The sequence below is a fragment of the Nocardia arizonensis genome, assembly GCF_001310275.1.
GTDB lineage: Bacteria > Actinomycetota > Actinomycetes > Mycobacteriales > Mycobacteriaceae > Nocardia > Nocardia arizonensis.
In genome coordinates, this window is record NZ_LGYZ01000009.1 from 25,049 (window position 1) to 43,948 (window position 18,900).

General features: G+C 67.7%; 16 protein-coding genes, 1 tRNA gene and 1 pseudogene. 14 read left to right on the plus strand and 4 right to left on the minus strand.

Annotation, left to right across the window (positions count from 1 at the left end; translation table 11 throughout):
• The first annotated feature begins 29 nt into the window (after positions 1-29).
• The 9 genes from APZ21_RS01540 (at position 30) to APZ21_RS01580 (ending at position 10,194) form a co-directional block, all read left to right on the plus strand.
• On the plus strand, positions 30-1,586 hold the full coding sequence (locus APZ21_RS01540; RefSeq protein ID WP_054811422.1) for an anthranilate synthase component I: 1,557 nt from the start codon (positions 30-32) through the stop codon (positions 1,584-1,586).
• On the plus strand, positions 1,583-2,311 hold the full coding sequence (locus APZ21_RS01545; protein ID WP_054811384.1) for a TIGR02234 family membrane protein: 729 nt from the start codon (positions 1,583-1,585) through the stop codon (positions 2,309-2,311). Before APZ21_RS01540 ends, APZ21_RS01545 begins: the two co-directional genes overlap by 4 nt.
• A 138-nt stretch (positions 2,312-2,449) precedes the next feature.
• On the plus strand, positions 2,450-3,268 hold the full coding sequence (trpC, locus tag APZ21_RS01550) for an indole-3-glycerol phosphate synthase TrpC (protein ID WP_054811385.1): 819 nt from the start codon (positions 2,450-2,452) through the stop codon (positions 3,266-3,268).
• Positions 3,268-4,533 (plus strand): tryptophan synthase subunit beta, encoded by a 1,266-nt coding sequence (trpB, locus tag APZ21_RS01555; RefSeq protein ID WP_054811386.1) that lies wholly within the window; start codon positions 3,268-3,270, stop codon positions 4,531-4,533. The genes trpC and trpB overlap by 1 nt, the downstream gene beginning before the upstream one ends.
• Positions 4,530-5,330, plus strand: coding sequence for a tryptophan synthase subunit alpha (gene trpA, locus APZ21_RS01560; RefSeq protein ID WP_054811387.1), 801 nt, complete (start codon positions 4,530-4,532; stop codon positions 5,328-5,330). The genes trpB and trpA overlap by 4 nt, the downstream gene beginning before the upstream one ends.
• Positions 5,331-5,423: 93 nt before the next feature.
• Complete coding sequence (gene lgt / locus APZ21_RS01565; protein WP_420845268.1) at positions 5,424-6,956, plus strand: prolipoprotein diacylglyceryl transferase; 1,533 nt, start codon at positions 5,424-5,426, stop codon at positions 6,954-6,956.
• A 261-nt stretch (positions 6,957-7,217) separates the two neighbouring features.
• Positions 7,218-7,712 (plus strand): TM2 domain-containing protein, encoded by a 495-nt coding sequence (locus APZ21_RS01570; protein WP_054811388.1) that lies wholly within the window; start codon positions 7,218-7,220, stop codon positions 7,710-7,712.
• A 160-nt stretch (positions 7,713-7,872) separates the two neighbouring features.
• Positions 7,873-9,291 (plus strand): pyruvate kinase, encoded by a 1,419-nt coding sequence (pyk, locus tag APZ21_RS01575; RefSeq protein ID WP_174553639.1) that lies wholly within the window; start codon positions 7,873-7,875, stop codon positions 9,289-9,291.
• Positions 9,292-10,194, plus strand: coding sequence for an acyl-CoA thioesterase (locus APZ21_RS01580; RefSeq protein WP_054811389.1), 903 nt, complete (start codon positions 9,292-9,294; stop codon positions 10,192-10,194).
• 117 nt (positions 10,195-10,311) lie between these two features.
• Here the strand turns inward: APZ21_RS01580 and APZ21_RS01585 are convergent, their stop codons facing one another.
• The 4 genes from APZ21_RS01585 to APZ21_RS01600 all read right to left on the minus strand — a co-directional run bounded on the left by APZ21_RS01585 (position 10,312) and on the right by APZ21_RS01600 (position 12,913).
• On the minus strand, positions 10,312-10,656 hold the full coding sequence (locus APZ21_RS01585; RefSeq protein WP_239476441.1) for a hypothetical protein: 345 nt from the start codon (positions 10,654-10,656) through the stop codon (positions 10,312-10,314).
• Positions 10,657-10,837: 181 nt separating this feature from the next.
• On the minus strand, positions 10,838-11,458 hold the full coding sequence (locus APZ21_RS01590; RefSeq protein ID WP_054811391.1) for an arsenate reductase/protein-tyrosine-phosphatase family protein: 621 nt from the start codon (positions 11,456-11,458) through the stop codon (positions 10,838-10,840).
• Between the two features lie 229 nt (positions 11,459-11,687).
• On the minus strand, positions 11,688-12,188 hold the full coding sequence (locus APZ21_RS01595; protein ID WP_054811392.1) for a monooxygenase family protein: 501 nt from the start codon (positions 12,186-12,188) through the stop codon (positions 11,688-11,690).
• Positions 12,189-12,826: 638 nt separating this feature from the next.
• Positions 12,827-12,913, minus strand: a tRNA-Leu gene (locus tag APZ21_RS01600).
• Positions 12,914-13,232: 319 nt separating this feature from the next.
• On the opposite strand from APZ21_RS01600, the gene APZ21_RS01605 reads away from it, so the two are divergent.
• From APZ21_RS01605 to APZ21_RS36125, 5 genes and pseudogenes are all read left to right on the plus strand, one after another.
• Positions 13,233-13,853, plus strand: a complete 621-nt coding sequence (locus tag APZ21_RS01605) for an ANTAR domain-containing response regulator (protein ID WP_054811393.1) — start codon at positions 13,233-13,235, stop codon at positions 13,851-13,853.
• A gap of 199 nt (positions 13,854-14,052) precedes the next feature.
• A complete protein-coding gene (locus tag APZ21_RS01610; RefSeq protein WP_239476442.1) occupies positions 14,053-15,279 on the plus strand; it encodes a branched-chain amino acid ABC transporter substrate-binding protein in 1,227 nt (408 codons plus the stop codon).
• A 79-nt stretch (positions 15,280-15,358) separates the two neighbouring features.
• Positions 15,359-16,396, plus strand: a complete 1,038-nt coding sequence (locus APZ21_RS01615) for a branched-chain amino acid ABC transporter permease (RefSeq protein WP_054811395.1) — start codon at positions 15,359-15,361, stop codon at positions 16,394-16,396.
• Entirely contained in the window at positions 16,393-17,796 is a 1,404-nt protein-coding gene (locus tag APZ21_RS01620) for a branched-chain amino acid ABC transporter permease (protein WP_054811396.1), read from the plus strand. The genes APZ21_RS01615 and APZ21_RS01620 overlap by 4 nt, the downstream gene beginning before the upstream one ends.
• Positions 17,793-18,746 (plus strand): annotated as a pseudogene (locus APZ21_RS36125) (ABC transporter ATP-binding protein); the annotation flags it as partial. The gene APZ21_RS01620 and the pseudogene APZ21_RS36125, both read left to right, overlap by 4 nt.
• Between the last annotated feature and the right edge of the window lie 154 nt (positions 18,747-18,900).

Genomic DNA, 18,900 nt, shown 5'->3' on the forward strand with positions numbered 1-18,900 from the left:
TTCCGCGCGGCCCTGGGATGATGGAAGCCATGTCTGGCCCTTCGATCCCCGCAACCACGACCCGCGAACAATTCCACGCACTCGCCGCGGAACACCGGGTCGTTCCGGTGACGCGGAAGGTGTTGGCGGACTCGGAGACTCCGCTGTCGGCGTACCGCAAACTCGGTGCCGACCGCGCGGGCACCTTCCTGTTCGAATCCGCGGAAAACGGGCGCTCCTGGTCGCGCTGGTCGTTCATCGGCGCGGGCAGCCCCTCGGCGCTGACCGTCGTCGACGGCGAGGCGGCCTGGCTCGGCGCTACCCCGGCCGACGCCCCGTCGGGGGGTGACCCCCTGGTCGCGCTGCGCGAGACCCTCGAACTGCTGCGCACCGAACGGCTGCCCGGTCTGCCGCCGCTGACCGGCGGCATGGTCGGCTATCTCGGCTACGACGCCGTGCGCCGCATCGAACGCCTGCCCGCGCTGGCCGCCGACGATCTGCGGTTGCCGGAGATGGTGCTGATGCTGGCCACCGACCTGGCCGCCTTCGACCATCACGAGGGCGCGATAACCCTCATCGCCAATGCGGTGAACTGGAACGGCACCACCGAACGGGTCGACGAGGCATACGACGACGCCGTGGCCCGCCTCGATCGCATGACCGAGGCGCTGGCCGCGCCCGCGCCGTCCACGGTGTCGGTGTTCGACCGCCCCGAACCGGACTTCCGGCGCGCCCGCACCTCCGAGGAATTCGGCGCGGGTGTGCGCAGGCTGGTCAAGGAGATCGAGGCGGGCGAGGCGTTCCAGGTGGTGCTCTCGCAGCGTTTCGAGATGGACTACGACGGTTCGCCGGTCGATCTGTACCGCATGTTGCGCGCCTCGAATCCGAGCCCGTACATGTACCTGATCCACATTCCCGACGGAGAGGGCGCGACCGCCTTCTCCATCGTCGGGTCCAGTCCGGAAGCGCTGGTGACCGTCAAGGACGGCGTCGCCACGACCCATCCCATCGCGGGCACCCGGTGGCGCGGGGCGAGCGAGGAGGACGACCTGCTGTTGGAGAAGGGGCTGCTGGCCGACGAGAAGGAGAACGCCGAACACCTCATGCTGGTCGACCTCGGCCGCAACGATCTCGGGCGGGTCTGCGAACCGGGCACCGTGCGGGTCACCGAGTACCGCCACATCGAGCGCTACAGCCACGTCATGCACCTGGTCTCGACCGTCTCCGGGCGGCTGGCCCCCGGCCGCGTCGCCTTGGACGCGGTGAACGCCTGCTTCCCGGCGGGCACTCTGTCCGGTGCGCCGAAGGTGCGCGCGATGGAACTGATCGAGGAGTTGGAGCCGACGCGGCGCGGCGTCTACGGCGGCGTGGTCGGCTATCTGGATTTCGCGGGCGACGCCGATACCGCCATCGCCATCCGCACCGCCCTGCTCAAGAACGGCACCGCCTACGTGCAGGCGGGCGCGGGCGTGGTCGCCGACTCCGATCCCGACTACGAGGACGTCGAATCCCGCAACAAGGCGATGGCGGTGCTCAAGGCCGTCGCTGCCGCGAAGACGATGCGCGCCTACGGCGCCGATCCGGCCCGAGCGGACGAGTCGCGATGACCGGAGCCGAGTCCGAATCCGTCGCGGTCGACCCTGCGTCGCCGCCGCGCAAGTACCCGGTAGGCGCGATCGTGCTGCTGGCCATGGCCGCCGCGGCCATGTGGGGCGCGTCGCGGCTGACCTGGGTCACCGTCAGCTCCACCGACGGTCTCACCGAACCGCGCACCGACGAACTGAACGGCGGCACCTGGTTCGGCGCCCTCACCCCGCTGGCCCTGGTCCTGCTCGCGGGCATCGCGGCGGTGCTCGCCACCCGCGGATGGCTGCGCCGCGTGGTCGGTGTGCTGATCGGATTGGTCGCCGCCGTGACCGCGGTGCCCGCCTTCGCCCTGGTGACCGGATCGGGCGCGACCGAGCGCCGCGCCGCGACCCTGGCCGAGCTGCCCGGCCGCGCCACCGTCACCGAGGTGCTCACCGCACCGTTCCCGGCCTGGCTCACCCTCGCCGCCGCGATCGCCACGTTCGTCGCGGCGGTCATGTTGACCCGAATGCCGGAGCAGACGGCGCGGTTGTCGGGGAAATACGACAACCCGGTCTTCCGCCGGGCCGCGGCCACCGAAGAGGTCGGCAGACGGCAGCGCGGCGACGAGACGGGCGGTGACCTGAGCGAACGTGTGCTCTGGGACGCACTCGACGCGGGCGCCGACCCCACCGAGGACGCCGCCGACCGGGATGCGGGCGCCGAGGATTCGGGGAGGTCGAGGCGGGGTGGGAATGCTTCGTGACGGGATCGGGCGGACACGGTACAACCCCGGCGGGATCGGGAAAGCGCACGCCATTTATTCTTTGTCAGCATCGGTGAGACAGCGCCTGGGGGGATTCTCAGGCAGCAAGTCCGTCTCCCCAGAAAGGATTCGAGCCAGATGACGGTACTCGACTCGATTCTCGACGGGGTCCGCGCGGATGTGGCCGCACGTGAAGCCGTCCTGGATTTCCAGGCGGTCAAGGCCGCCGCGACCCGGGCTCCCGCGCCGCTGGACGCGCGGGCGGCCCTTCTCGAGGACGGCATCGGCGTCATCGCCGAGGTCAAGCGGGCGAGTCCGTCCAAGGGCGCGCTGGCCGACATTCCCGACCCGGCCAGTCTGGCCAAAGCCTACGAGGACGGCGGCGCGCGCATCATCAGCGTGCTGACCGAGGGACGCCGTTTCGGCGGCTCGCTCGAGGATCTGGACGCCGTGCGCGCCACGGTGAACATTCCGATCCTGCGCAAGGACTTCGTCATCGGCCCCTACCAGATCCACGAGGCCCGCGCCCACGGCGCCGACGTGATCCTGCTGATCGTGGCCGCGCTGGCACAGGACGTGCTCTCCGCGCTCATCGACCGCACCGAATCGCTCGGCATGACCGCACTGGTCGAGGTCCACACCGAGGAGGAGGCCGACCGGGCGCTGGAGGCGGGCGCCTCGGTGATCGGCGTCAACGCGCGCAACCTCAAGACGCTCGAGGTCGATCGCGACGTATTCGCCCGCATCGCCCCCGGCCTGCCCACCGAGGTCATCCGCATCGCCGAATCCGGTGTGCGCGGCACCGCCGACCTGCTCGCCTACGCGGGCGCGGGCGCGGACGCGGTCCTGGTCGGCGAGGGTCTGGTGACCAGCGGCGACCCGCGCGCGGCCGTGCTGCAACTGGTCACCGCGGGCACCCACCCGTCCTGCCCGAAGCCCGCGCGGCGGGGACGGTGATGACCCTGAGTTCACTGCCGGAGGCCAGCAGCGGAGTCCACGAGCGCAGCGCCCACGAACCCGACGCGGGCGGTCACTGGGGCGTCTACGGCGGTCGTCACGTGCCGGAGGCGCTGATGGCGGTGATCGAGGAGGTCACCGCGGAATACGAGAAGTGCCGCCTCGACCCCGACTTCCTCGGCGAGTTGGACCGGCTGCAACGCGACTACACCGGGCGTCCGTCGCCGGTGTTCGAATGCACGCGCCTGGCCGAACACGCGGGCGGTGCGCGCATCGTGCTCAAGCGCGAGGATCTGAACCACACCGGTTCGCACAAGATCAACAACGTGCTCGGCCAGGCCCTGCTGGCCAAGCGTATGGGCAAGACCCGCGTCATCGCCGAGACCGGTGCCGGTCAGCACGGCGTCGCCACCGCGACCGCCTGCGCCCTGCTCGGCCTGAACTGCGTGATCTACATGGGTGCGGTCGACACCGCCCGCCAGGCGCTCAATGTCGCGCGGATGCGGTTGCTCGGCGCCGAGGTGGTCTCGGTGACCACCGGATCGCAGACGCTCAAGGACGCCATCAACGAGGCGCTGCGCGACTGGGTCACCAATGCCGAGGGCACCTATTACTGCTTCGGCACCGCCGCCGGTCCGCATCCGTTCCCGATGATGGTGCGCGACTTCCAGCGCGTGGTCGGCCTCGAGGCGCGCGCCCAGGTGCGGGCGCTGACGGGCGGTCTGCCGAACGCCGTTGTGGCCTGCGTGGGCGGAGGATCCAACGCCATCGGCATCTTCCACGCCTTCATCGACGATCCGGGCGTGCGCCTTATCGGCTACGAGGCGGCCGGTGACGGCGTCGAGACCGGGCGCCACGCCGCCACGTTCACCGGCGGCACTCCCGGCGCGTTCCAGGGCGCCTACTCGTATCTGCTCCAGGACGAGGACGGCCAGACCATCGAATCGCATTCGATCTCCGCGGGGCTGGACTACCCCGGCGTCGGGCCCGAACACGCCTACCTCAAGGACATCGGCCGCGCCGAATACCGGCCGATCACCGATACCGAGGCGATGGACGCGCTGCTGCTGCTCAGCCGCGCCGAAGGCATCATTCCCGCCATCGAGTCCGCGCACGCGGTGGCGGGCGCGCTGAAACTCGGCCCCGAACTCGGCCCGGGCGCGGTCATCCTGGTCAACCTGTCCGGCCGCGGTGACAAGGACATGGACACCGCCGCCCGCTGGTTCGGGCTGTTCGACGACGACGCCGAGGAGTCCGCCCGATGAGTCCGCAGTCCCGCTTGGCCGCCACTTTCGCCGCCGCGCGCGCCGAGGGCCGGGCCGCGCTCATCGGCTACCTGCCCGCGGGCTATCCCGATCTGCCCGGCTCCATCGAAGTGTGCCGGGCGATGGTCGAATACGGCTGCGACATCGTGGAAGTCGGCGTCGCCTATTCCGATCCGGTGATGGACGGGCCGACCATCCAGGCCGCCGCCGAACAGGCGCTGCGCGGCGGCGTCCGCGTGCGCGACGTGTTCTCGGTGGTCGAGGCCGTCACCGGGGCGGGCGGGCAGGCCGTGATCATGAGCTACTGGAATCCGTTGCTCAAGTACGGCATCGACCGCTTCTCGCGCGATCTGGCCGCCGCGGGCGGCGCGGGCATCATCACCCCGAACCTCATTCCCGAGGAGGCCGACGACTGGTTCGTCGCCTCGGCCGCGCACGATCTGGATCGCATCTTCCTGGTCGCGCCCTCCTCCACCGAGGAGCGTCTGGTCAAGACCTTGCAGGCATCTCGCGGATTCGTCTACGCGGCATCGACCATGGGCGTCACCGGCGCCCGCGACGCGGTGTCCTCGGCCGCGCCCGCGCTGTGTGCGCGCATCCGCGCCCATTCCGATATCCCGATCGGCGTCGGACTCGGCGTGCGCTCGGGGGCCCAGGCCGCCGAAATCGCCTCCTACGCAGACGGAGTCATCGTCGGCTCGGCGCTGGTGAGCGCCGCCGCCGAAGGGCTGGACGCGGTCCGCGCGCTCACCGGCGAACTCGCCGACGGGGTGCGCTCGGCCGCCGTCACATCCTGACGGATACGGATCCGCCGGGACCGCACCGAATGCCGTGCGCGGGTCTGGGCTACGGTGGCCTGCGTGACCTTACGAGTCCTGGCAGACAGTGTGGTGGCCCAGAGCGGTGTCGTCGCGCGCGGCGACCTACTCGCCTACATCCCCAGCCCCGCGCAGGGCGTATGGCAGCTCGGGCCGTTCCCGCTACGGGCCTACGCGTTGTGCATCATCGTCGGCATCGTCATCGCCATCTGGTGGGGCGAGCGGCGCTGGCAGGCGCGTGGCGGCCGGTCAGGGACGGTTCTCGACGTCGCGATGTTCGCGGTGCCCTTCGGCCTGATCGGCGGCAGGCTCTACCACGTCGCCACGGACTGGCAGAAGTACTTCGGCGCCGACGGGCATCCGCTCGACGCCCTCAAGATCTACCAGGGCGGACTCGGTATCTGGGGTGCGGTGTTCCTCGGCGGGATCGGCGCGTGGATCGGCTGCCGCATCTACCGAATCCCGTTGCCCGCCTTCGGTGACGCCATCGCACCGCCGATCCTGTTGGCCCAGGCCATCGGTCGGCTCGGCAACTACTTCAACCAGGAACTCTACGGCCGCGAAACCACCATGCCGTGGGGCCTCGAGATCTACCTGCGCTTCGACGACGACGGCAAGCTGGACATGATGAACGGCGTCTCCACCGGCGTCGTGGAGAAGGTCGTCCAGCCGACCTTCCTCTACGAGTTGCTGTGGAACGTGCTGATAGTGGTGCTGCTGGTGCAGATCGACCGGCGTTTCCGCATCGGCCACGGCCGCCTGTTCGCGCTCTATGTCGCCGGGTACTGCGTCGGCCGCTTCGTGGTGGAACTGCTGCGCGACGACGAGGCCACCAAGATCGCGGGTATCAGGATCAATTCGTTCACCTCCGCCCTGGTGTTCCTGGCGGCGATCGCCTATGTCATCTTCGCGACCAAGGGCCGCGAGACACCGGAGATGTTGCAGCCGGGCATCGCGAAACGACCGTGGCCGTGGCAGTTCGGTCGATTGCGCGCGGTGGGCGCGGAAGCCGAGGTCGCCTCGATCGCGGCGGCGCGGGCCGAAGCCGCCGAATCCCCGTCGGAGGAGTCGGCCGACCCGGGCGAATCCGGGGACGCCGACTTCGCGGAATCGAGCGAGAAATCGGTCTCCATCGAGAAGGCTGAGTCGGTCGAGAAGGCTGAGTCGGCCGAGAAGGCTGAATCGGCCGAGAAGGCTGAGTCGGCTGGGAAGGCTGAGTCGGCCGAGAAACCCGAGTCGGCCGAGAAACCCGAGTCGGCCGATGCGGACGCGTCCGTCGAGAAGGCGGAATCGAGCGGGGACGGCGAGGAGAAGTCCGGCACGGTCGCGGCTTCCGGCGAAGCCTCCGAGTCCGCGGCAACCAGCGCCGACGACGCCGATTCGAGTGCCGCGGACGAACCGGAGTCGAAGACCGAAGACCCCGAAGAGAGTCCCGCGGCGGCCGAACAGACCGCGAAGAACGGCGGCAAGGTCGTGGAATCCACGGCCGGAGCCGAGGCGGGTGACGGGTCCGCGGCCTCGGCCGCCGATACCGCGGAAAGCGCGACAGCCACCGGGAAGTCCAGGTCGAGGGCCGATTCGGAGGTCGCGGCCGATAAGTCCTGACCGGAGATTTTCGGGTCGGCGAGGTCCTTCGGCAAAAAATCGGCAGTCGATTCGGCAACGTCCGGGGCGCCGCGCGCGATAACCGAAGCGACGAACGGCGCGCAGCGCGCCGGATACGGTGTCGGCCGAGGTCGGCGGCGCACAGCGCGAGACAGTAGAGTCTGGCGATGTCGCCGACGGCGGACCTCGCCAGGAGTGCGCGGTGTCCGGTGGCGACGCGCCATAAGGCGGGGGAGCCCGCACAAATGAGGAGGACATTTCGTGACCGACCCCTACCAGCAGAACCCCGGCGGCGGACCCCAGTACGGCCCGCCCGGTACGGGTCCGGATCTGAACAAGCCGGGTGCCGTTCCGGCGCAGCCGCCGTACGGCCAGACCTCGGACCCCTACGCGCAGCAGCCGCAGTACGGCCAGCAGTCGCAGTACGGCCAGCAGCCCGGCGGCTACCCGGCCGCGCCGTACGGCGGCCAGCAGCCCGGCGGCTACAACCCGGCCGACCCGGACGCGCCCTACGGTCGCGATATGTACGGCGCGCCGTACTCCGACAAGCAGAAGCTGACCGCGGGTCTGCTCCAGATCCTCCTCGGCGCCTTCGGTGTCGGCCGCTTCTACCTCGGCTACACCGGTCTCGGCATCGCCCAGATCGCCGTTGTCTGGCTGACCTGCGGCATCGGCGGCATCTGGCCGCTGATCGACGGCATCATGATGCTCACGGGCAAGGTACCCGACAGCACGGGACGTCCGCTGCGGGACTGATTTCCGCGGCCTCGAACCGGACAGGGCGTTCCGCATCGCGGGGCGCCCTGTCGCCGTTCCGGTTCACGAACCGCCTTGCGACGGATGTGTATTTTCTTCACCCAGGTTTCACCGAGGCCGGCGGGGGTCCCGCTACCTCAACAGGATTAGGCTTCTACCCGTGATGCGACGGACGAAGATTGTGTGCACGCTCGGCCCGGCCACTGCCACCGAGGACCGTATCCGCGAACTCGTCGAGAGCGGCATGGACGTGGCCCGGCTGAACTTCAGCCACGGTGAGCACGCCGACCATGCCGAGAATTACAAGAAGGTGCGCGCGGCCTCCGACCACCTCGGTCGGGCGGTCGGCATCTTAGCCGATCTACAGGGGCCGAAGATCCGGCTCGGCCGGTTCATCGAGGGCCGCACGGTCTGGGCGACCGGCGAAGAGGTCCGCATCACCGTCGACGAGATCGACGGAACCCACGACCGTGTCTCCACCACCTACCGGGAACTCGCCAAGGACGCCAAGCCGGGTGACCGCCTGCTCGTCGACGACGGGAAGGTCGGCCTGACGGTCACCGCCGTCGAGGACAACGACGTGATCTGCCGCGTCACCGAGGGCGGCCCGGTCTCCAACAACAAGGGCGTCTCGCTGCCGGGCATGGACGTCTCGGTGCCCGCGCTGTCGGAGAAGGACATCGAGGATCTGGAGTTCGCCCTGAAACTGGGCGTCGACTTCATCGCGCTGTCGTTCGTGCGCTCGCCCTCCGACGTCGAGCTCGTGCACGACGTGATGGACCGGGTCGGCCGCCGCGTGCCGGTCATCGGCAAACTGGAGAAGCCCGAGGCCATCGACAACCTCGAGGCCGTGGTGCTCGCCTTCGACGCCGTCATGGTCGCCCGCGGCGACCTCGGTGTGGAACTGCCGCTCGAGCAGGTCCCGATCGTGCAGAAGCGGGCCATCCAGATGGCCAGGGAGAACGCCAAGCCGGTCATCGTGGCGACCCAGATGCTGGAGTCGATGATCGAGAACTCCCGTCCCACCCGCGCCGAGGCATCCGACGTCGCCAACGCGGTGCTCGACGGCGCGGACGCGGTCATGCTGTCCGGTGAGACCTCGGTCGGCGCGTATCCGATCGAGACGGTGCGCACCATGGCCCGCATCGTGCACGCGGTGGAGACCGAATCGACCCGGGTGCCGCCGCTGACCCACGTGCCACGCACCAAGCGCGGCGTGATCTCCTACGCCGCCCGCGACATCGGCGAGCGGCTCAACGCCAAGGCGTTGGTGGCGTTCACCCAGTCCGGTGACACGGTGCGGCGACTGGCGCGCCTGCACACCCCGCTGCCGCTGCTGGCCTTCACCCCGCTGCCGGAGGTGCGCAGTCAGCTGGCATTGACCTGGGGCACCGAGACCTTCATCGTGCCGATGGTGGAGACCACCGACGCGATGATCCATCAGGTCGATGTAGCGTTGCTCTCGATGGGGCGATACGCCAAGGGAGATCTCGTGGTCATCGTGGCGGGTTCGCCGCCGGGTACTGTCGGGTCCACGAATCTCATCCATGTGCACCGGATCGGCGAGGAGGACCATTAAATGTCAGCTGCCCTAGGTGGCTCCGTCGATATCGAACCGACTCCTGATTCCGATCTCGACGTTCTGCTCGGCCTGCTCGATCTCGAACAGACGGCCGAGGACGTCTTCGTCGGACACCATCCGGAGAAGGTGTGGAGCCGTACCTTCGGCGGCCAACTCGTCGCACAGGGCATCATCGCGGCCGGTCGTACCGCGGGCGGCCGGCCGCTGCACGTCGTCAACGCGCATTTCGTGCGCGGCGGTGATGTCAAGCAGCCGATCGAATACCGCGTCGAACGGCACCGCGACGGCCGTTCCCTGGCCAACCGGACCGTCACCGCCGTGCAGGACGGTCAGGAACTGTTCGTGATGCTCGCGGCCTTCCAGGACTGGGGTAAGGGCCTCGAACACGCGCACGGCAAGCCCGAGGTGCCGGATCCCGAGGTTTTGCCCCGGGTGGAGGAGCATTTCGCGGGCTTCGAGGACAAACTGGAGATGTTCGTCAACGCGCCGCACCCGATCGATATGCGGTACACGAACGATCCGGCCTGGATCATGAAGGGCACCGGGGAACAGCTCAACCACAACCGGGTCTGGATGAAGGCCGACGGCATCTTGCCCGACGATCCGCTGATCCACAATGCGACACTGGGCTATTCCTCGGATACCACGATTCTGGATTCGATCATCACCACTCACGGATTGTCGTGGGGCCACGATCGCATCGTCGCCGCGACGGTGAACCACTCCATCTGGTTCCACCGCCCGCTCCGTTTCGACGATTGGGCCCTCTACGCCACCGAGTCCCCGGTCGCGGCGAATTCGCGCGGCCTGGCCACCGGCCGGTTCTACTCGCGCAGCGGCGAGTTGCTGGCGACCACGGTGCAGGAGGGGATGATCAGGCACTTCCCGCCGCGTCGCTGAGCGGCCGGCCTGCAACGACACGAACCCCGCCGTCACCGCGACGGCGGGGTTCGGTCGTCTTCGTCGACGTGGGTTCGGTCGTCTTCGTCGACGTGGGTTCGGTCGTCTTCGCCTGCTCTACAGGCTCTCTCGTTCGGTCTCGAAGTCGAAGCTGTCGCGCCGCTGCACCCGGATGCTGCGCGGGATGTGCGGATCCGCTGTGCCGCCTGCGGTTTCCATCATGAGCCTGCGTTCCAGCGCGGCCAGTCCCGGCGCGGTGAGATCGCGTGGGGCACCGACCAGGCTCAGGGCGATCTCATAGGTGCGCCGGCCATCGGGCTGCTCGTCGGGATGTTCGACGCGCCACTGGGTTTCGAGCAAGGTGTGCATGGGATCGTCGGTGTCGACGGGCAGGGTGAAACGCCACGCGAAGACCTCGCGGTCCTCCAAGTGGTCGTCGACGACGCCGCGGACTGTCTCCACGACCTGATCAAGTGTTTCCGGGGTCACATAAACATGGAGAGAAACATCCGAAATGCGTTTCGGCATGTCTGATTCCTGTCGTGTGTCGGACCATCAACGGCGGAAGTATGTCCGCGGGGAGTGTAAACCCTGGATGGGTTCGTGCGACACAGTCGGGGTGGAATTGTCGCGTGAGTCCCATTCACCGGATCCGCTGGGCGGCGAGAAAGGAGGCGAGCGGTGCGGGCCGCGCGCCCGGCTGCATCACCAGCCCGGGGCGTTCGTCCTCGCGCGGACGGATCCGTTCCAGCGGCGCCAGTGCCAGCAGCAGCGGAACCAGCGCCTCGGCGATGCGGTCGCCCACCTCGCAGAACGCCGCCTCCGACAGTCCGACCGGGTCGGCGATGTTCTCCCGCCCGACCAGGGCGAGGTCGTCGCGGGCCCGGTGCAGTTCGGCGACGGTGCGCGCCCCCGTCACCTTGGCGATGCGGCGGGCCTCCAGCAGCGTGAAGGTGCGCGGCCAGCCGCCGAAGGCCAGCGCCGCGGCCTGATCGCGGATCTGCTCGGTCATGCACAGCACGAGATCGGCGCGGTCGATCATCTCCGGCTTCAATTTGCGCGCCCGGAATCCCTCCGGGTCCGCCCCGAGTCCCACAATCGTCTGGGCGGCCAGCGGTTCGGGAGGAAATCCGACCAGAGCGCGGGTGCCCGCGCTTTCGGCGGTGAGCGCGGAAAGGCCGTGCTCGGCGGCGACGGCGCGCGCGAGACGCTCGGCGATTACCGAGCGGCAGACGTTGCCGTTGCAGACGAACAGGACGTGCATACGCCTACCGTAATCGGGCCGTTATCCCGGCAGAAGGCGACGCGGAGCCGTGCGTGCATCAATTCATCTGACCGTCGGCAACCGTACACGAACCGCACCCGACTATTGGCGTCGCCGATCGACGGCCGTCACTCTCGCGCATCATGTGCGCCGATATCCACCGGCTACCCGATCGCATTCGAGTTCAATCCAGTCGGCAATGGATTGTGTCATCGATCACTCGGATTTGCTATTGGTAATAGCTCGATTCGCTCACGACCGGTTCGATTCCCGCCGCGCGATCGAATACCCGTCCGCGCGTGGAGAACATTCGTCCGCGCGAAGGGACGACGGGTGCGAATAGCGCGAGCCCCGTACCCGGTTCCATATCGTCGTACATCGCGTCGATCCCGCCGCGCGCGAAGTACGCCTCGTGCCAGAATCCGGTGCCGCCCGAGTCCGCGAGGAACTTCTGCCACCAGTCCCGGTGCGGCGCGGAGCGAGTCCAGCGTTCCAAGCTGTCGAGATCGCGCCAGTACTGGCGGGCGCCCCAGTGGGGCGGGTAGAGCCCCCAGACGACGTCCTCGTGCAGCAGGAGCCCGTCGGGCCGATCCCGATGCGAGCGGTACAGTTTCGGTCCGAGCCCGAGCAGCCGCAGCATCCCCTTGGGTCGCCGTACCCGCATCCCGAGATAGATGACAACCATATCGGGATATCCGGACAGATCCACGGTCGTCCTGTTGACCCGCATCCCACCCCACCTTCCCTTCGGCGCGAATTCGCGCCCAGCAGTGATCCGGCGCCCGCCACGGGCGCCTCACAAGGACTACGGCCGACCGCGCCGAACGGTTCAGAGCCGATGCGCGCCATCCGCCCTCGAACAGGACAACCCACACCGCACCCGAAACACCGGAAGGGGATGTCGGGGGGCGAAGCGTCGCCGGGTAGAGCCCGGGGCATCGCCTACGGACCGCCTATGGGCACGGAATCGCCACAACCCGGCGTGATTTGCCAGAAAGGCGGAGAACAGGTTCTCCTTCGCGAATATTCAGCTCGAAGTTCACGAGCCTGGGCGTCACATTCTTCAGCTGGTGGTCGAAAGGAAATGAGGGGACGGCGCATACTGTGACTTCGCGGCCTTTGGTCGCGATACTCGCGGACTGGAATTGGTAATCCGAAGCCAAGACTGAGTTCCTGGAGGTGACCACGGCTGGTCACCTGTACGGTGCCGGACAATTCACGGGCAGCCGCGGCGGTAGGTCGGGTGCGAAGTCCGCGGAACGGTTGAGTAGGGCAAAGGCCGGCGGGCTCGCGATGTCGACTCGAACGCTCTCGGTCGCTCGGTCATGGGTGCGGAAGAGGGCCGTTACCGTGAACGGCGCTCCACCTTGGTGCCGAGTGTGGGACTCGAACCCACACGTCCTTTCGGACAACGGTTTTTGAGACCGTCGCGTCTGCCAGTTCCGCCAACTCGGCGCACCGGTGGTGAACTATAGCGCCTCGCGTGGCCCGGTGGCGAATGCGTCCCGCGGTTACCCCGCGGGCACGTCTTTACGCAGGGTATATGCGTTCGTCGTTGACCTGAAAGGTACTCTCTACATCACTCGAATCGTGGCGGGCGGGGCGATGGCGCGGGTGCGGTTCCGCTTGGGGCCGGGTCCGTGGCCGTGGCTCCTTTCCGCGTTTCGGGACAGGCATCGGAATAGAGGGGTCTACGTATGAGTGAGCGCAGCGAGCGAATCGTGTGCCAGCCCGTGTGGCGCATGCCGGAGCCGGGTGTCGGCGGGGTGTCGGCATGAGTGCGGCGGCCACCTCCTCGGGGTCCGCCAAGCGTGACGCGGGGGCGAAGCGGGTCGTCGTCGCCGAGGACGAGGCTCTCATTCGGATGGATCTGGTCGAGATGTTGACCGAGGAGGGGTATCAGGTCGTCGGCGAGGCAGGCGACGGCCAGCAGGCGGTGGATCTCGCGGTGGAGCATCGGCCGGATCTGGTCATCATGGATGTGAAGATGCCGCGCCGCGACGGAATCGACGCGGCGGCCGAGATTGCGTCGAAACGTGTTGCGCCGGTGGTGATCCTGACCGCGTTCAGTCAGCGCGACCTAGTCGAGCGGGCGCGCGACGCGGGAGCGATGGCGTATCTGGTCAAGCCGTTCACCAAGTCGGATCTGGTGCCCGCGATCGAGTTGGCGGCGAGTCGGTTCCATGAGATCACCGCGTTGGAGAGCGAGGTGGCCAATCTGGCGGATCGGTTGGAGACCCGCAAGCTCGTTGAGCGTGCCAAGGGTGTGCTGATGCAGACTCAGGGGCTGTCGGAGCCACAGGCTTTCAAGTGGATTCAGCGGACGGCGATGGATCGCCGCACGACGATGAAGGCTGTTGCCGAGGTGGTGCTGGAGAATCTGACGCCGAAGTGATCGGCGGTGCGTCCGGCGCGGCGTGTCAGGAAGACTTAACTTGTCCGAAACGAAATCGTGAAAGAGAATTCGACGCCGCGCCGTTCGCATGATGCGAATGTGATGCGGATCTAACGTACCGACGCTATGTTTCTGTCCGGGCTGACGTGGTCGGCCTCCTCGGCCAGCCGGGGGAGCACAGGGACGTAGAGGTGAGACGTTGATTGGTTCGACATGGCGCAGTCGTTCGACGCGCGGCGTAGTGGTCATCGGCGCTGCCGCCGCGCTGGTGCTGGCGGGTTGCAGTGATAAGTCGACCGACAGCGGCGGGGGTGGCGGCGGCGCCGATCTCTCCATCCAGCCGGTCGTGCAGCTCGACACCGAGGGCAAGGAGGTCGCGGCGGGTGATTCCGGCGCCGCGGCGGATCCGGCCGGTGACGGCAAGGCGACCTGCGCCCCGTTGACCATCGGTATGGCGGGCCCGCTGACCGGTGGCAACGCCGCGCTCGGCATCAATGTCGTGATGGGCGTGAAGCTCGCGCTGGACAAGCACAACAAGGCCAATCCGGGTTGCCAGGTCAAGGTCAAGGAATTCGATACCGAGGGCAAGGCGCAGAATGCCTCGACCGTTATTCCGACGATCATCAACGATCCGAATATCGTGGCGCTGATCGGCCCGACCTTCTCCGGTGAGACGAAGGCGACCGGCGGGCAGTTGAGCCAGGCGGGCATGCCGTTCCTGACCGCGTCGGCCACCAATCCGACGCTGACCCAGAACGGCTGGAAGACCTTCTTCCGCGGTCTGGGCAACGACAATTCGCAGGGTCCCGCGGTCGCGAAGTACCTGACCGGCAAGCTCGGCTACAAGAAGATCTGCGTGGTCGTGGACAACACCGACTACGGCAAGGGTCTGGCCGACGCGTTCACCGCGTCGGCGGGTTCGGCGGTGGATCCGAGTTGCGGAGTAGGTGTCAAGGAAGGCGACAAGGACTTCTCCGCGGCCGTGTCGGCGCTGTCGGCGGCCAAGCCGGACGCGATCTTCTACTCGGGCTACTACGCCGAGTCCGCGCCGTTCGTCCAGCAGCTTCGCACCGGCGGCGTGACCGCGACCTTCGCCTCCGCCGACGGCAGCAACGATCCCGAATTCGTGCGCCAGGCGGGCAATTCGGCCAAGGACGCCTACCTGTCGTGCCCGTGCAGCCCGGCGCCGGCGAAGTTCACCGAGGAGTACAAGGCGTTCAATGGCCAGGCTCCCGGCGTGTATTCGGTGGAGGGGTACGACCTCACCACCATCGTGCTGAAGGCCATCGCGGCGGGTAAGGTTACCCGCGCCGATATCGCCGAGTTCGTGCGCACGTACGACGGCACCGGTGTGGCGCGTCAGTACAAGTGGAACGAGTCCGGGGAGCTGTCGAACATCCAGATCTGGATGTACCAGGTCAAGTAGTTCACCGGCGAATGTGTTGATGGCGTGTGCGGGTCCCGCGGGACCCGCACACGCCGTTTCCCCGACACGAGAGATACGAATGACTTCAACCACATCCGTCGGTGTGGCCCTGCTCGCGAACGGGTCGATCGACTTCAATGTCTCCGGGGTGGTGGATCAATTCTGGCGCCTCACCGTCGACGGTCTCACCTACGGTTCCATCTATGCTCTTGTGGCCGTGGGTTATACCTTGGTCTACGGTGTGCTGCGCCTGATCAATTTCGCCCATTCCGAAATATTCATGTTGGGCATGTTCGGCACCTACGTGGGGTTGGAGATTCTCGGTTTCTCGCCCAGCGGCAACGTCTATGCCCAGGGCGTGGTGATGACGGTGGTGTTCCTCGGACTGGCCATGCTGTTCGGCATGGCCGTGTCCGGTGCCGCCGCGGTGGGGCTGGAGCGGGTGGCCTACCGGCCGCTGCGTAAACGCGGCGCGAAGCCGCTGGCCTTCCTGATCACCGCGATCGGCATGTCGTTCGTTCTCCAGGAGTTCGTGCACTACATCCTGCCGAAGTTCATCCCGAATCTCGGGGGCACCAATGCGCAGACCGGTATCCGGCTCGTCGATCCGAAGGTGCAGTTCAGTTTTCTCGGCGCCGACGTCACCAATGTCGCGATCGTCATCGTGGTGGCCGCGGTCGCGCTCGCCGTCGCGACCGAACTGCTCATCGAGAAGACCAAATTCGGCCGCGGTATCCGCGCGGTCGCCCAGGATCCGGATACCGCGACGCTCATGGGTGTTTCACGCGAGCGGGTCATCATGCTGACCTTCCTCATCGGCGGTGTCCTCGCGGGCGCCGCCGCGCTGCTCTACACGCTGCGGGTGCCGACCGGCATCATCTACTCCGGCGGATTCATCCTCGGCATCAAGGCGTTCAGCGCCGCGGTCCTCGGCGGCATCGGCAATCTGCGCGGCGCGCTGCTCGGCGGTCTGATCCTCGGGGTGGCCGAGCAATACGGCCAGATCCTGTTCGGCACCCAGTGGCGTGACGTGGTCGCCTTCGCCTTGCTGGTGGCGGTCCTGATGTTCCGGCCGACGGGCATCCTCGGCGAGAGCCTCGGAAAGGCGCGGGTATGACGACGACCGAGGTGCGGACGAGTCCGCCGAAAGCGAGTTCCGGCGATACGATTCGCGACTGGTGGGGCGGACTGTCGCGGCCGGGTCAGTGGCTGGCAGGCGTTCCGGTGATCATCGTGCTCGCGATACTCCCGCTGTTCCCGCCGCCGCTGCTGGACACGCCCGCGGTGAGCTTCGGCGGCGTGATGGCGCTGTTCGCCATGTACGCGCTGGTCGCGATCGGACTCAATGTCGTGGTCGGCCAGGCCGGCCTGCTCGACCTCGGCTACGTGGGTTTCTTCGCCGTCGGCGCGTACACCGTCGGCCTGCTCACCAGCAAGGACAGCCCGTGGAACCGGACCGACGGCTGGTTGCATCCGAGTTGGGCGTGGCTGGCCTGTGTGCCGCTGGCCATCGTTCTCACGGCTGTGTCCGGTCTGATCCTCGGCACGCCGACACTGCGGTTGCGCGGCGACTACCTCGCGATCGTGACCCTCGGATTCGGCGAGATCGTCCGTCTGCTGGCCGACAATCTCGGTGAGCTCACCAACGGCAGTCTCGGACTGTCCCAGATCGCCTACCCGGATGTCGGCGAATCCGAGCGGTTGCCCGGTGGCGTGTTCTCGCCGGGCAACCTGGGCGACACCGGCAGCTGGAATCCGTTCGTGCGGGCCAACAGCGGCACCTGGTGGTACTGGCTCGGCATGCTGCTTGTCATCGCCGTGCTGCTGTTCGTGGGCAATCTCGAGCGCAGCAGGGTGGGCCGCGCGTGGATCGCGATCCGGGAGGACGAGGACGCCGCCGAGATCATGGGCGTGCCGACCTTCCGCTACAAGCTGTGGGCCTTCACGATCGGCGCGGCCGTGGGCGGCATGTCCGGCGCCATGTTCGCCGGGACGTTCACCTACGTCAATCCCAAGCAGTTCGACATCATCACCTCGATGCTGTTCCTGTGCGCGGTGGTGCTCGGCGGAAAGGGCAACAAGCTCGGCGTGATCGTCGGCGCGTTCCTCATCGCCTATCTGCCGCTGCGCCTGCAGTCGGCGCAGTTGGTCTCCGACGAGGTGACCGGTTACGTGCTCCTCGCGGTGGATGTGGCGATCTTCGCCGGGCTTTACTTCGCGTGGCGCGCCAGGACGCAGTCGATGGGTGTGTGGTCGCGGCGCTGGGTCATCACCGGCATGGTGCTGACCGGTGTGCTCGGCCTGCTGCTGCTCGGCAGTGTGCTGCTGTTCCGCAAGGGCGGCGCGCAGTCCCTCGGTGACCTCAAATATCTGTATTTCGGTATCGCACTGGTGGTGATGATGATTCTGCGGCCGCAGGGTCTGTTCCCGGCCCGGCAGAAGCTGCTTGCCTACGGTCGGCAGGTTTACCGGGCGGTGCGCCGTCCGGCGCCCGAGCCGGTGGGAGCGCGGCGATGACCGGCCCCGGCGCGGGTGACGCGCTGTTCGACAACGAGGACATGTCGGCCGGTTACGCGCGGCCCGAGCAGGTCGAGAGCGCGGGCACGGTCGACCTCACCGAGGTGCTGCCGACGCTGGCCGATGCCGAGACCGTCGCGGAAGTGGTCGCGACACAGCGCGATATCGATACCGAGGTCGGCGCGCCGCTGCTGCGCACCGAGGGGCTGACCGTGCGCTTCGGCGGTCTGACCGCCCTGGACTCGGTGGATTTCGAGATCCGCCGCGGTGAGATCCTCGGTCTCATCGGACCCAACGGCGCGGGCAAGACCACCTGCTTCAACGCCATCACCGGTGTCTACCAGCCTGCCGCGGGCACGGTCTACTTCGACGGCAAGCCGCTGGCGAAATCCTCGCGCAACCAGATCACGCGCCTCGGCATCGCGCGGACCTTCCAGAACATCCGGCTCTTCGACGAGATGACGGCGCTGGAGAACGTGGTCGTCGGCACCGACGCCCGGCACAAGACCTCCGTGCTCGGCGCGGTACTGCGCACCCCACGCCACCGCCGCGAGGAACGCGACGCCATCGAGCGCGGCATGGCGCTGCTCGAATTCGTCGGCATCGCGCCGCACGCGGTGGAGAAGGCGCGCAATCTGTCCTACGGCGATCAGCGCCGACTCGAGATCGCCCGCGCCCTGGCGACCGAACCGAAACTGCTGTGCCTGGACGAGCCCGCCGCCGGTTTCAATCCCAGCGAGAAGGCCGCGCTGATGGATCTGATCCGCAAGATCCGCGACGACGGTTTCACGGTGCTGTTGATCGAGCACGACATGCGGCTGGTCATGGGGGTGACCGATCGCATCGTGGTACTCGAGTTCGGCCGCAAGATCGCCGACGGGCTGCCCGAGGACATCCGCGAGGATCCCAGCGTCATCGCCGCCTACCTCGGTGTGCCCGACGAACAGGTCGAGGAGGCCGCCGCGCGGGCGGGCATCGAGATCGCGCCGCCGCCGCGGCCACGGCCGTCGGAGCAACCGCCGGTCAAGCCCGGTATGCCGATGTTCGTCGCCCCGGAACAGCCCACCGAGAAGCTGCCACTGCCCGACCGGGCCGGTGGGCCGA

Excerpts from the sequence above, each read along its gene's own strand:
- APZ21_RS01540 (WP_054811422.1), top strand. The coding sequence starts at position 30 with ATGTCTGGCCCTTCGATCCCCGCAACCACGACCCGCGAACAATTCCAC.
- APZ21_RS01545 (WP_054811384.1), top strand. The coding sequence starts at position 1,583 with ATGACCGGAGCCGAGTCCGAATCCGTCGCGGTCGACCCTGCGTCGCCG.
- trpC (WP_054811385.1), top strand. The coding sequence starts at position 2,450 with ATGACGGTACTCGACTCGATTCTCGACGGGGTCCGCGCGGATGTGGCC.
- trpB (WP_054811386.1), top strand. The coding sequence starts at position 3,268 with ATGACCCTGAGTTCACTGCCGGAGGCCAGCAGCGGAGTCCACGAGCGC.
- trpA (WP_054811387.1), top strand. The coding sequence starts at position 4,530 with ATGAGTCCGCAGTCCCGCTTGGCCGCCACTTTCGCCGCCGCGCGCGCC.
- APZ21_RS01580 (WP_054811389.1), top strand. The coding sequence starts at position 9,292 with ATGTCAGCTGCCCTAGGTGGCTCCGTCGATATCGAACCGACTCCTGAT.
- APZ21_RS01590 (WP_054811391.1), bottom strand. The coding sequence starts at position 11,458 with ATGCACGTCCTGTTCGTCTGCAACGGCAACGTCTGCCGCTCGGTAATC.
- APZ21_RS01595 (WP_054811392.1), bottom strand. The coding sequence starts at position 12,188 with ATGCGGGTCAACAGGACGACCGTGGATCTGTCCGGATATCCCGATATG.
- APZ21_RS01605 (WP_054811393.1), top strand. The coding sequence starts at position 13,233 with ATGAGTGCGGCGGCCACCTCCTCGGGGTCCGCCAAGCGTGACGCGGGG.
- APZ21_RS01615 (WP_054811395.1), top strand. The coding sequence starts at position 15,359 with ATGACTTCAACCACATCCGTCGGTGTGGCCCTGCTCGCGAACGGGTCG.
- APZ21_RS01620 (WP_054811396.1), top strand. The coding sequence starts at position 16,393 with ATGACGACGACCGAGGTGCGGACGAGTCCGCCGAAAGCGAGTTCCGGC.